This is a genomic window from Oceanobacillus sp. E9, assembly GCF_001741975.1.
Taxonomy (GTDB): Bacteria; Bacillota; Bacilli; order Bacillales; family Amphibacillaceae; genus Oceanobacillus; species Oceanobacillus kimchii.
Map to the genome: position 1 here is coordinate 132,055 of NZ_LSNA01000009.1, position 13,919 is coordinate 145,973.

Consider the following 13,919-nt stretch of genomic DNA (forward strand, 5'->3'; position numbering starts at 1 on the left):
TTATTTCTTCATTAACCCTTTACGGCTCCAGAAGTCATTCCATTCACAATCTCTTTCTCCATAAATAAATAGAAGATGACAATCGGAACTAATGACATCGTTAATCCTGCCATCTGTGCCCCATAGTTGGTTGTAAATTGCCCAGCAAAATTCGCTAATCCAAGTGGCAATGTTTGCAACTCTGGATCATTAATTAGTACTAATGCAAAAGAAAACTCATTCCAGTTATAGATGAAATTAAGAATAACAACCGTAGCAATTGCTGGTCTGGACATAGGAAGGATTATCGACCAAAAGATCCGGAATATTCCAGCACCATCCATAATTGCCGATTCTTCAATATCCTTTGGAAAAGCTTTCATAAAACTTGTTAAAATAAATATCGTAATTGGCAGATGGAAAGCCACATACGGAAATAATAGTGTAATTTCAGTATTAAGCAATCCGAGATTTTTCATCAGAATAAACATCGGAACGAGCGTAGCGTGAATCGGAATTAATAAACCGAATATAAAAAATGTATACATAATCTTATTAAATCTAAACTTGAATCTAGCTAAGAAATACGATGCCAATGCTCCAATAATTACGGTGACGACTGTTGCTGTGACACAGACGAATATACTATTTTTGAACAACACACCAAGATTAGCGATTTCCCATGCATTTGCATAATTGTCCAATATAAATTCATTTGGAAAACCAAACTGATTCACCGTAAATTCCTGTTCAGACTTAAAAGAGTTGATCGCCATCCAGATAATCGGGTAAACATTCACAATTGCGAATAAGCCAAGCAAGGTATAGATGATAATTCTTGATATTCGTTTTTTTATCGTTCCATTGGTCCGTCGGTTATTTTTAGTAGTCACAGTGGACTCCATTTACACCCCTCCTCATATCATTTTCTTTCCTAGTAATTTCGTAACTATAAAAATTAAAATGAGACTAAAGAAGAAGATAAATACAGAAACTGCACTACCGTACCCATATTGCAGGTTATTAAATGTCTCATGGAACATATAGAGCGCCATAACATCTGATGAATGGGCTGGACCACCATTCGTCATCACATAAATTAGATCAAATGTCTTCAAGCTTCCAGAAATACATAGAATAACTGCCACAATAATCGTATCCCATATCATCGGTATCGTAATTTTGAACGTGGTCGTCCATTCTGAAGCACCGTCCATTTTAGCTGCTTCCAGTACTTCCGTCGGCACGTTTTGTAATGCCGCCAGAAAAATAATTAAGTACAACCCAACGAATTGCCAAACCACGGTAACTAAAACGGCAATCATAACCCATTTCGTATCACCAAGCCAATTTTGCGCCATGAATCCAAGACCAATACTGCGCAAAAACTCATTCAGCATTCCATTCTGAGAATTATAAATAAGGCTCCATGTTAAAGAAATTACAACCGTTGATAAGACTACTGGAAGAAAACCAACTGTTCTAAAAAACTTTACTCCTTTAATCTTACGGTTCAGTAAAAGCGCGAAGAATAGTGCTATTGGTACCTGACCTAAAACAGAAGCAAAAACAACGTAAAGATTATTTTTGACTGAGTTCCAGAACAGGGGATCTTCAAATAGATTTCTGAAGTTATCAAGACCAATAAAGGTCATATCGGTAAATCCATCCCATTCCATTAATGAGTAATAAAATGATTGAAGGATTGGATAAATAGCAAAAACAGCATAGATAAGAAAAGCTGGAAGTAACCCAATGATGATCGCTGCTTTGCTTTTACGCGTTAGCTGCATCTTCTATCACTCCAATTTTCACAGGTTGTCAGTAAAACCGGCAACCTGTAAATTAATTGATTACTCATTAGATTTATCCCATTCTGCCTGCATTTCTGCAGCAAGCTCTTCTGGTGTTTTATCACCAAGTGTTATTGATTGGAGACCATTATTAATAATGTCAGTTAATTCAGGTGTTAATGTCGCGTCATAAACAGGTGATAACCCATTTTGAGCCATGCTATTTGCATCCTTAAACACTTGCGGGATACTATCATCCATTTCTACATCAGCGGGTACAATTATATTTGCCTGAACAAGCTGCTGGAACAGCTCTTCACTATAGTAAAATTTAAGAAACTCAAATGCTGCCTCTTGTTCCGCCTCACTTAAATTACTATTAACCGCAATTCCACCACCAGCAACTCCAGAAATTTTAGATGGGTCTCCTTCACCACCTTCAAAAGAAGGGAACGCAGCAACGCCGATATTTTCCACATCCTCTACACTGTCCATTATTGGTCCGATTGCCCAGGAACCTGCAAAATGCATTGCAGTAGATCCTTTAATAAATTCGTTTCTTGATTGAGCCTCATCTACTGTATTCATATCTTCATTAAACGCTTCTAATTTGGTCAATTCATCAATTACAGATAAAGCATTAATGAACTGTTCATCCTCAAACGTACCATCACCATTTAGAACATTTCCCAGGAAATCACTTCCTGTGTAACGATCCGCAATTCCTGAAATAAATACAGATTGCAATGGCCAAATCGCCTTATTGCCAAGAGAAATTGGTGTAATATCATTTGATTTCAATTCCTCTACTAAACTTTTAAATTCATCATAAGTTGTTGGAAATTCATCATACCCAGCTTCGCTCACAATTGCTTTATTATAAAAAATCAAGCTTGTTTCGCTAATATTAGATGGAATAGCATAATAATTTCCATCTACTGCATAATCCTGTAAAATCTCTTCAGGAATCAATCCTTCCCAATGATCAATAATCGGATTTAAAGGCAGCAGTGCATTACCTTCAACTAATGGTTGAACACGAGTCCCTGGCCAGACACGCATCATATCCGGCAACTGATTACCAGCTGCCTGTGTCCGCAACTTTATCTCGTAATCATCATGTGGAATACTTTCGTTAATAATATGAATGTCTTCATGTTGTTCATTGAATTTTTCTATTATATCTTTGTACACTGTATTTTCAGGTCGATCCTCTGTCCAATCATTCCATAAAGTTAGCTCAATCACCCCATCCTCGGATTGTGCTTCCTCATTGTCCCCACAGGCTGCAAGAATAAAAGTAATTGCTACACCCAGCAGTAAAAGCTTAATCGTTTTCATCATATTCCCCCTCATTTATTAAGCGCTTACAAAGATTGTAGCAATTCACCTATATTCTTGATATCCTATAATTCTATAAAAATATCCAAAAAATACAGATATTTTAAAAAATAACCACTTTAGAAAAACACAAATCCCGCTTCCGCTTGTTTCAGGCTTGTTTGTTACCGACGGGCTCTGAATATGAGTGAAATAGCTTGGACTATGCTTATGGGTTCATTCTTAAGTGACTAACTGCCTCGGGGGATAACCGAGTGACCAAGTTGTCATCATCTGCTCGCTTCCTGTATATAAAGCTTTTTCTTCTATAGTTATATTTTATTTGATACCATTTTTTAACTAAACCTAACCTATTTCCGGTTTAAGGAGGAAATGATTGAGCGTTTTCATTTAAAGTTGTGAACCAGTAGAATCTGATTTTCTCTAGAACCACTAAAAAAGCCCAATATCCATATAAAACAGTGGACATCAGACTTTTATAATATTTATTCTTCTAAAGAAACATTTTTCAATTGCAGTAACTGCGTTGGCAACTGGGTCAGACCCTTCACTTCATCACGAACTCCAAGTAAATATTCTTGGTGAAGTAAGTATACAAATGGAGAAAGCTCAACTAGCTTTTCCTGTGTCTTACTATATAAATCTAGACGTTTTTCTGAATCAGCCGTTTGACGCGCTTCTTGCAAATACGAATCCAATTCTTTATCTACTGTAAATGTGCGATTTCCTGCTGATCCAACATTTTCAGAATGGAAAAGTGGATACATGCCATTATCCGCATCACCGGTAACAGTTGTCCAACCAAATACCATCATCTCATGTTCTCCATTGGCAGTTTGATCAAGCATCGCGCCCCATTCAATTGTTACAACCTCTAAATCGATTCCAATTTCGGCAAGTTGAGCCTGAACATTTGTTGCTGTATCAATCCGTTGGCGATCATCATTCGTCCAGATCGTTGCAGAGAATCCATCTGGATAACCAGCTTCTTCTAACAATGCCCTTGCCTCTTCCATATTGTATTCCAATCCATTTAGTTGCTCATCATAACCAAAAATCCCTGGTGCAATTGGTCCCTTGGCTGGGATTCCAGCTCCTTCATAAATTCCATTAATGATTTCTTCTTTGTTAATAGCCATCGAAATTGCTTGTCGTACACGCACATCATCAAATGGTTCTTTTTCCATATTGAAACCTATATAAGCTAAAGAAGAACTTTCCTGGCGCTGTACCTTCATTCCATCTGTATTTTCAACTTCTGCAACATCGGATGGACTTAAAGGTGTAATAATATGAGAATCACCCGTAGATAATTCAGAGATACGAGTCAAATCCTCTGAAACTACTTTAAAGGTAACTGAATTGAGCATTGCTGGCTTTTGCCAGTAACCCTCATTCTTCACTAGCTTAACGGATTCACCAGTTTGCCAATTCTCAAATTTAAAAGGACCAGTACCCACTGGATTTGAATTAATTACATTGCTTGGATCTTCCCCATTTTCCATTGCTGCATAATCCTCTTCAATTAATTCCTGCGACACCATCTGTCCACCCGGATGTGCTAAATGAGCTGGCAACGGGGCAAAAGGATATTCTGTCTTAAAGCGTACCGTATAATCATCAACCACTTGAACCTCTGTTATCATATCGTACATAAATGCTACTGGTGACCCAATATCAGGATCAAGTATACGTTCGATATTTGCTTTTACTACGTTTGAATTGAACACGGAACCATCATGAAAAGTGACGTCTTCTCGAAGCTTAAATTCCCATGTTGTATCATTTACTTGCTCCCAACTTTCTGCTAGAGCAGGCTGCAGTTCCATATCTTCAATTTGTGTAACCAAATTATCAAAAATATTAATACGAATATTTGCAGAAGGTGTATCATTTGTTGCATGAGGATCTAGTGATACTGCATCTGCTTGACTAGCAATTACTAAGTCACCGTCCTGACTTCCACCTTCTTCTGAATTACTTTCACTATTTTCTTCTGGCTCACTGGCACAGGCAGCAAGCAATAAACTGAACACAAATGTTACGATAAGTGCAGCTAAGATTTTACGTGTTGTCATGCTGATCTTCCTCCATTATGTATTAAAATGTAAATTTGGTATTATCGGTTAAATTGAATATAAATGCTTTCACTAATTCTTTCGTTGCAATTAGATCGGATAAACTGATTGCTTCAACAGGAGAGTGTGCATAACGGGAAGGAATGGATAGCACTCCTGTTGGTATACCTTTATTGGCTAGAGCTACTGCTCCCCCATCTGTTCCAATCCCAGGAAAAACTTCCATCTGATGTATAATTTCTTCTTGGGCTGCGATTTTTTTCAATTCTTCCAATATGCTCTTTTGTACAATCAAGCTAAAATCCAACACCTTTATCCCAGTCCCATCGCCAAGGAAAAGACTTTGATCCATCGTTTCTTCAGGTGTATCACTTACAGCAGTCGTATCAATTGCAATAGCTACGTCTACATCTTCCAAACCATTAATTGCCGTTTGTGCACCACGTAATCCCACTTCCTCTTGTACCGTGAAAAGGAAAACAATTTCTCCTGCAAATTCTTGTTTGTCAATCTCATCTAATACGGATAAAAGTACGGCACATCCTGCCCGATCATCAAGTGCTTTTCCAACAATCAATTGTTTATCTTCAGGACCAATAAACCTGCTCTTAGTAGCCCATGTAACAGGTGTTCCTACCTCTACTCCCATTTTAAGGGCATCCTGTTTCGATGTTGCTCCAATGTCTATGTATAAATTAGCGTGTGGTCGTACTTTTTTTGGATCGTCAAATTTCACAAAATGTGCAGACATCGTCCCGATTACACCATCAAGCTCTTGCTTTGAACCTAGCACTTTCACAGCCTGTGCCAGCAAAATACGATCATCATGGCCACCCAATTTTTCAAAACGTAATAATCCATTATTTTCAATTTTCTTTATGATAAAACCGACCTCATCCATATGAGCTGTTATAAGTGTTACCGGACCCGGCTTGCCACCTTTTTTCCTTGCAATTACATTCCCCATTGCATCAACTTCTACACTTTCCACTTTATCCTTTACATAGTCTCTAATAAAATAAGCAACATCTTGTTCATAGCCACAAGGACCGTTTAATTCACTCAGTTGCCTTACAAGATTGTCCATTATTTCATCCCTTTCTCTATAGTCCTTATCACAATTAATAGAAAACCGTAATTTGTCTACATATTTAGATAATTACTGTTAATTCTATACCTCTCTTTATTTAGAATCAATATATTTTTTACATTTATATTGAAAATTCGACAAATTCATCTTTTATTATCTTATTGGTTTAGGATTTCTCTGTCGTATTACATTTGACTCAACCAAGACTATTCCATAAACACAAAAACCCCGATTTCGCAAATGTTTATACGGAATCAGGGTGATTTTACAATTGTTTTATTTTACGAGCAAAGGTTTATTTAGTTGTACATTGTAGATAAAAGCGCTAAAAAAAGAGAGGAATTAAACGTCACACGCCTTCAGTCTATAGAGGAGTATAAATTTTTGTTTAACCTCGCATCTCTTTCCGAAAAGCATATAAGAACAACAAGGAGATGAATATAGCTCCACCAATAATATTTCCGATACTGGCTGGGATTAAATTTAACAATATATAATCATGCCACGCATAGTTACCAGTTGTTAAAATCGCTAAACTAAAATACCCCATATTTGCCGCACTATGTTGAAAATTACCTGCCACAAACAAAATAACGGGAAGGGCTGTTCCTAATATCTTACCTGCTAAGTCCCTAGCAGATGTTGTTAGAAATGTAGCCATACCGATAAGCCAATTGGCTAAAATTCCTGACAGCATTACTTGGAACCAGCCTACCCATCCATATTCGGTAAATTTCATTTTATGTGAGATTAGTGTTTCAAGCTCTTTTGAAAATTCAGGTGTTAAAGAGTTTGAAATAATTATTAATAATGCCACAAATAACGCACCTATAAGATTGCCAACATATGCGACAGCCCAAAATTTGATAAACTTATGCTTTCTCCAATAAGACTTTTGTAAATAAGATGTTGGCAAAAGAACATTAACTTCCGTAAACAATACTGATTGTGACATAAATACCATTAGATAACCTGCAGTGAAGCCAATCCCCTGTAAAATATATGTTAGTCCTTTTGCATCCACACCAATGGCTAACAATACAGAAAATACAGCACCAAAGGTCATAAATGAACCTGCTTTTAAAGCAAGGACTAACTGCGAAGGAGTATTTGTATCAAGGTGTTCTTTTCCTTTATTACTAAACGACTGCATTACCTGGACTGGAAATAAAAATTGCCTTTCTGGGATCTCTTTCGTTTCATTTGTCTGGTTTGAAGATTCTTTGTTATTATTATCAGTCATATATATCCTCCTAATTTCATTAACTCTATGTTAAATGGGACAAGTTTTTATATCTTCGACTGCATTGAAAAGTCTATCAATATATGTACCCGAATAATCATTTATTCACGCTTTTTTACAAAGCTAGTTGTTCGGATAAAAATGATTAGTAATTTTATTGGATTATTATTAAAAATAATCATTGAAATGATAGCGGTAGATTCCAGTGGTTTTTGGTGGTTCTAAGAGTGGGAAAACATTGAAATTTTATTGGGGTAAACACCTGGATAGTATTAAAAAAACCCCGATTTCGCAAATGTTTATTTTTACGAAATCAGGGTCGGACTAGCAAGAGTTTATTTTAGTTAGACAACTTTAGAGTCAATTCCGCTACGCACTCAACATGATTTGTGCTAGGGAACATATCAACAGGTTGTACTTGTTTTGTTTCAAAACCACCATCTTCTAATATACGAAGATCACGAGCTAATGTGGAAGGGTTACAAGAAACATAGACAATACGTTTTGGTTTCATTGCAATCATTGCTTCTAAGAAATCGACATCGCATCCTTTTCGAGGCGGATCGACGACAATGACATCCGGATCTAATCCTTGTTCTTTCCACTTCGGCATCACTTTTTCTGCTTGTCCAACAGAAAATTCCACATTGTTCATCCCATTTATCTCTGCATTCATTTTCGCATCTTCTATAGCTTCTGGAACGACTTCAATGCCATATACTTTCTTTGCTTTTTGAGCTAAGAATAAGGAAATGCTACCGATACCGCAATACGCGTCAATCACTACATCGTCCTTATCAATATTGGCATATTCTAATGCTTTATCATATAAGACCTTTGTTTGAATAGGATTTACTTGGAAAAACGATTTAGGGGAAATCGCAAATGTAAGATCCCCAATTTTATCATATATATAATTCTCTCCCCAAAGAACCTTTGTCTTTTTACCAAGTACCACATTCGTTCGTTGATCATTCACATTTTGAACAATCGATTTCACTTGAGGAAATTGTTCTGTTAATTCCTTAATAATTCGATCCTTTTCCGGGAACTTGGACGTTTTCGTCACAAATACAATCATAATATCTTTTGTATGGTGTCCAACACGAACCATAATATGGCGGAGTTGACCTCGATGAGATTTTTCATCATAAGCTTGGATGCCATATTTATTCATCAATTGTCGAGTGAAAGGTAATACCTCATTAATTGCTTCATCTTGAATATGACAAGTATCTTGATTCTGAAGAATTCGATGGCTTCGTTTCTGATAAAAGCCAACAATCACTTCTCCATTCTTCTCTCCTACAGGAATTTGTACTTTGTTTCGGTAATGCGATGGTTCTTCCATCCCTAATATCGGATGTACCGGCACATGATCAAGATGAGCTACTTTCTTCATCACATTATGCACCTGATCTTGCTTCATTTGAAGCTGTAGATCGTAACTCATATGTTGTAATTGGCATCCACCGCAATGTACATGGCATGTAGGTTCTACACGATGGGAACTTGTTTTCGTTAGTTCAAGTAATTTCCCAAATCCAAAGTTCTTGTTGATCTTTACTACTTTTACTTTCGCTTCTTCATCTGGTAAAACATCCGGTACAAACAACGGATATCCTTCTATTTTTGCTACACCGTTCCCTTCATGTGTTAAATCCTCGAAGGTAAGTGTATATATTTCATTTTTATTTACTGGAGGCTTCGTTTTTGCCATAACATTCTTCCTTTTTATTACCATATTCGTCTTAAATAATTATTCTACCATAAGCGCCGTCTCAAGAATAGAATCCCATCTTTTTTGTACTTCTAAACATACAAAAGGAAGACTTTTAATCCAAGTCTTCCTGTGCTTCTATAAAGTCCTTCGGCACATAAAATTCAATATGCTGCCGCAGATTTAAAAATTCTCCGGGGAGTAATCCGCCATACTCTCCATCGATATTTAATTGCATTTTTTCTTCATTTGATATTTTTATATGCTTTGCTTGTGTATAGATAATATTTTTACTTCTAAAATGATCCCCGCGTAAAGCTAAAGTTGCGATCTGTATAAATTCTGCAAGATTTGTTTTCTTTAAGATTAGAAGATCGAAATACCCATCATTTAATTTTGCATCTGGGGCAAGCTTCTCAAATCCCCCTACAGAATTTGTATTGGAAATAAGAAACAGCATAATATCGTCTTCTAGGACCTGATCATCATATTCTATCTTCACTCTTGTTGCTTTCAAGAATGGGAGCATTTCAATACCTTTTATATAGTAAGCTAGCTGACCAAGGAGCGTTTTTAATTTACTAGGAACCTCATATGTGAGTTCCGTTAATTTTCCTCCACCAGCAATATTAATAAAATAATGATCATCATTGACTCTACCAATATCAAGCTCCATTGTATTTCCTTCGATAATAATATCAACTGCTTTGTCAATATCTCGAGGAATATGTAGAGCTCGTGCAAAGTCATTCGTAGTACCGGCCGGGATAATTCCTAATTGTGGACGATGTTCTTGTTCTGCTAGTCCATTTATTACTTCATTAATCGTTCCATCTCCACCAGCTGCAATAACTAAATCATATCTGCGTTCCACAGCTATTTTTGCAGCTTCCGTAGCATCTCCTTCACATGTTGTCGCATGTGTAGATGTCTCAAAACCAGCAACTTCTAATTTTTCAAGTATATTCGGTAAAGCTCTTTTTATTGCTTCGCGTCCCGAAGTTGGATTATAGATGATTCGGGCCTTTTTCATGTTATTTCCTCCCCATACGTTCAACAGATAGAAACTTTATCATATATATCGGAGAACCCTTGGGTGTTTTACTTTTTGAAGAAGTATCTCCTAGGTTTCTTGATATCGATCTTAATAATCATGCCTACCCAATATCATAGTCCTTTTTTTATAGTTTGAAAAGGATATTCGATAATTTTGTAGGCTGCCATTAATTCATAATGACAGCCTCTCTTAGAGTATTAGCGATTATTAAGTTCTTCTGCAAGAATTTTATTTACTAATGGTGGATTTGCTTGTCCTTTTGTTGCTTTCATAATTTGTCCCACTAAGAAGCCTTTTGCTTTGTTCTTTCCATTTTTAAAATCAATGATGGACTGTTCATTTTCATCCAATATATCGTTCACAATCTGTTTAAGTTGTTCTGGATCAGAAATTTGTACGAGCCCTTTTTCTTCCACAATTTTCTGAGGATCGCCACCATTTTCTACAAGCTCTGCGAATACTTTTTTAGCAATTTTAGAAGAAATGGTTCCATCTTCAATTAAGTTAATCATTTTTGCAAGTGCTTCAGGTGTGATTGCCAATTCATCTAATTCTTTATAGTGTTTATTCATATAAGCAGATACTTCACCCATCAACCAGTTAGAAACTTGCTTCATATCAGCGCCTTGTGCAGTTGCTTCTTCAAAGAAATCAGACATTTGCTTGGAAGCTGTTAACACATTGGCATCATATGCAGAAAGCCCAAGCTCATTAATATAACGTTCTAAACGAGCATCAGGTAATTCAGGAATCTCGCTTCTTACACGTTCTTTCCATTCCTCATCAATATATAATGGGACTAAATCTGGCTCTGGGAAATAACGATAATCATCCGAACCTTCTTTTACACGCATAAGAATTGTTTCTTTTGTTTTCTCATCATAACGGCGAGTTTCTTGTAGAATCTCTCCACCTGATAACAATTCTTTTTCCTGACGTTTTTCTTCAAACTCTAATCCTTTTTGAACATAAGAGAAAGAATTTAAGTTCTTCAATTCCGCTTTCGTACCAAATTCTTCTTGTCCAATTGGACGTAAAGAAATATTCGCATCACAACGTAAAGAACCTTCTTGCATCTTTACATCGGAAACACCAGTATATTGAATGATATTTTTTAGTTTTTCTAAATATGCATATGCTTCTTCTGGAGAACGCATATCTGGTTCCGATACAATTTCAATTAACGGCGTACCTTGACGGTTAAAGTCTACATAGGAATATCCGTCTTCACCGTGCGTTAATTTACCAGCATCTTCTTCTAAATGTAGGCGTGTGATGCCAATTTTCTTTTTCTCACCATTTACTTCAATTTCAATCCAACCGTTTTCGCCAATTGGTTGATCGAATTGAGAAATTTGATAAGCTTTCGGATTATCCGGATAGAAATAGTTTTTACGATCAAATTTTGTATCTGTTGCTATTTCACAATTTAAAGCCATTGCAGCCTTCATTGCAAAGTTAACTGCCTCTTCATTTAGTACAGGTAATGTACCTGGATAGCCTAAGTCAATTGGGTTCACATTCGTATTCGGATCAGAACCAAATTCATTTGTACTTGGACTAAAAATCTTTGAGTTTGTTTTTAATTCTACGTGTACTTCTAGACCTATAATTGTTTCGAAATTCATTATTTTGCACCTCCAAGTTGAGGTCTTTTCTTGTGATGTTCCGTTGCTTGTTCATATGCGTATGCAGTGCGGTATACTGTACTTTCATCGAAATAGTTACCGATAATTTGTAACCCAATAGGTAATCCTTCTGAAGAAAACCCACATGGAATAGAAATTCCTGGTACACCAGCCAAGTTAACTGGAATGGTTAAAATATCGTTCGCATACATCGTTAATGGATCACTTGTTTTTTCTCCGACTTTAAATGCTGGAGTTGGTGTTGTTGGTCCAACGATAACATCATATTCCTCTAAAATTTTATCAAAATCATTTTTTATTAATGTACGTACTTTTTGTGCTTTCTTATAGTAAGCATCATAGTAACCAGAGCTTAGCGCAAAGGTTCCTAACATGATACGACGCTTCACTTCTTCTCCAAAGCCTTCACTACGGGATTTTTTGAACATATCAATCATGTTATCTGCATTCTCTGAACGCACACCATAGCGTACCCCATCAAAACGTGCTAAGTTAGCAGAGGCCTCTGAAGATGAAAGTAAATAGTAAGTTGCAAGTGCATATTTAGAGTGCGGTAAAGAAACTTCTTCCCATGTAGCACCCATGGATTCATATACGTTTAACGCTTCTATAATTGCGTCTTTTACTTCTTTAGATACACCTTCTGCAAGATATTCTTTTGGTACTGCAATCTTAAGCCCTTTTACATCTTGTTTTAATGCTTCTGTATAAGAAGGAACTTCTACATTCGCACTTGTTGTATCCATTTGATCATGTCCGGCAATAACTTCAAGCACTCGTGCATTATCTTCTACTGTACGAGTAACTGGTCCAATTTGATCAAGAGAAGAAGCAAAGGCAACCAATCCAAAACGAGAAACTCTACCGTACGTTGGTTTCATTCCAACTACTCCACAGAATGCTGCTGGTTGGCGAATCGAACCACCAGTATCAGACCCTAATGTAAATAGCACTTCTCCTGCAGCTACTGCAGCAGCAGAGCCACCACTAGACCCACCAGGTACGTGCTCTATATTCCATGGGTTACGTGTTGGTTCATAACCAGAGTTCTCATTAGAGGAACCCATTGCAAATTCATCCATATTTAACTTACCAACAGCGACCATGTTTTCTTTTTGTAGTTGTTGAACGACTGTCGCATCATACAAAGGATCATTGAAATTATCTAAGAACTGACTTGCACAAGTTGTACGAAGCCCTTTCGTTACAATATTATCTTTAATACCACCAGGCATACCAAATAAGATACCTGTTTTATCTTCGAGTTGATCAAGTTCTCTCGCTTTTTCTAACGCTTTTTCTTCATCTAATGTAAGAAAAGCATGGACCTCTTGATCTACTTCATGAATACGTTGATATGATTCTTTCACAAGATCTTCAACGGTAATTTCCTTGTTATGTAGCTTTTCTTCTAATTCTTTTATCGTGTAATCAAATAAACTCATAATGATTTTCTCCTCCCTACTCTAATATCGATGGAACACGAATTTGACCATCTTTATGATCAGGAGCATTACGCAATGCATCTTCCTGGCTAATCCATTTCTTCGGTTCGTCTTTTCGCATTACATTCTTAAGATTAAGTACGTGTGTAGTCGGTTCTACAGAATCCGTATCTAGTTCATTTAATTGTTCAGCAAAATCAATAATCGCACTCAACTCGTCCGACATCTTTTCAACAGCTTCATCGTCTAACTCTAGACGAGCTAAGTGAGCAACATGCTTCACTTGATCTTTTGAAATCTCTGCCATTATAAGTACCTCCTATATGTTTTCTAACATGTATCTACAATTTTTTCATTCCCTTATTATAACACTATTGATAATAGCAAAGATAGCTTATTAAAGGCAAATCTTCTAGTTAGCCATAATTATTTAATTTAATAATGACATACATTATTTCTAAAAATGAACAAAAAAATACCTGAAACTGGTTTCCACACCGTCTCAGGAAATCTGTCATTTGTAT

General features: G+C 36.5%; 11 protein-coding genes. All 11 read right to left on the minus strand.

Annotation, left to right across the window (positions count from 1 at the left end; all coding sequences use genetic code 11):
• Window positions 1–11 precede the first annotated feature (11 nt).
• The 11 genes from AQ616_RS16875 to gatC all read right to left on the minus strand — a co-directional run bounded on the left by AQ616_RS16875 (window position 12) and on the right by gatC (window position 13,702).
• Complete coding sequence (locus tag AQ616_RS16875; protein ID WP_017795924.1) at window positions 12–884, minus strand: carbohydrate ABC transporter permease; 873 nt, start codon at window positions 882–884, stop codon at window positions 12–14.
• Between the two features lie 12 nt (window positions 885–896).
• Entirely contained in the window at window positions 897–1,772 is an 876-nt protein-coding gene (locus AQ616_RS16880; RefSeq protein WP_069686346.1) for a carbohydrate ABC transporter permease, read from the minus strand.
• Window positions 1,773–1,832: 60 nt separating this feature from the next.
• Window positions 1,833–3,113 carry an extracellular solute-binding protein gene (locus AQ616_RS16885; protein WP_069686347.1) on the minus strand — a complete coding sequence of 427 codons (1,281 nt, stop codon included), beginning with the start codon at window positions 3,111–3,113 and terminating at the stop codon, window positions 1,833–1,835.
• A 485-nt stretch (window positions 3,114–3,598) separates the two neighbouring features.
• A complete protein-coding gene (locus AQ616_RS16890) occupies window positions 3,599–5,191 on the minus strand; it encodes a glutathione ABC transporter substrate-binding protein (RefSeq protein ID WP_069686348.1) in 1,593 nt (530 codons plus the stop codon).
• Between the two features lie 22 nt (window positions 5,192–5,213).
• Window positions 5,214–6,278: a M42 family metallopeptidase gene (locus tag AQ616_RS16895; RefSeq protein ID WP_017795920.1), complete on the minus strand. Its 1,065-nt coding sequence runs from the start codon at window positions 6,276–6,278 to the stop codon at window positions 5,214–5,216.
• Window positions 6,279–6,669: 391 nt separating this feature from the next.
• Window positions 6,670–7,524 carry a formate/nitrite transporter family protein gene (locus AQ616_RS16900; RefSeq protein WP_069686349.1) on the minus strand — a complete coding sequence of 285 codons (855 nt, stop codon included), beginning with the start codon at window positions 7,522–7,524 and terminating at the stop codon, window positions 6,670–6,672.
• Between the two features lie 340 nt (window positions 7,525–7,864).
• Window positions 7,865–9,244 (minus strand): 23S rRNA (uracil(1939)-C(5))-methyltransferase RlmD, encoded by a 1,380-nt coding sequence (gene rlmD / locus AQ616_RS16905; RefSeq protein ID WP_069686350.1) that lies wholly within the window; start codon window positions 9,242–9,244, stop codon window positions 7,865–7,867.
• Window positions 9,245–9,359: 115 nt separating this feature from the next.
• Window positions 9,360–10,277 (minus strand): diacylglycerol kinase, encoded by a 918-nt coding sequence (locus AQ616_RS16910; protein WP_069686351.1) that lies wholly within the window; start codon window positions 10,275–10,277, stop codon window positions 9,360–9,362.
• Window positions 10,278–10,498: 221 nt separating this feature from the next.
• Window positions 10,499–11,929 carry an Asp-tRNA(Asn)/Glu-tRNA(Gln) amidotransferase subunit GatB gene (gatB, locus tag AQ616_RS16915; RefSeq protein WP_069686352.1) on the minus strand — a complete coding sequence of 477 codons (1,431 nt, stop codon included), beginning with the start codon at window positions 11,927–11,929 and terminating at the stop codon, window positions 10,499–10,501.
• Entirely contained in the window at window positions 11,929–13,395 is a 1,467-nt protein-coding gene (gene gatA / locus AQ616_RS16920; RefSeq protein ID WP_069686353.1) for an Asp-tRNA(Asn)/Glu-tRNA(Gln) amidotransferase subunit GatA, read from the minus strand. Before gatA ends, gatB begins: the two co-directional genes overlap by 1 nt.
• Window positions 13,396–13,411: 16 nt before the next feature.
• Window positions 13,412–13,702, minus strand: a complete 291-nt coding sequence (gene gatC, locus AQ616_RS16925) for an Asp-tRNA(Asn)/Glu-tRNA(Gln) amidotransferase subunit GatC (protein ID WP_011065172.1) — start codon at window positions 13,700–13,702, stop codon at window positions 13,412–13,414.
• Window positions 13,703–13,919: the final 217 nt, after the last annotated feature.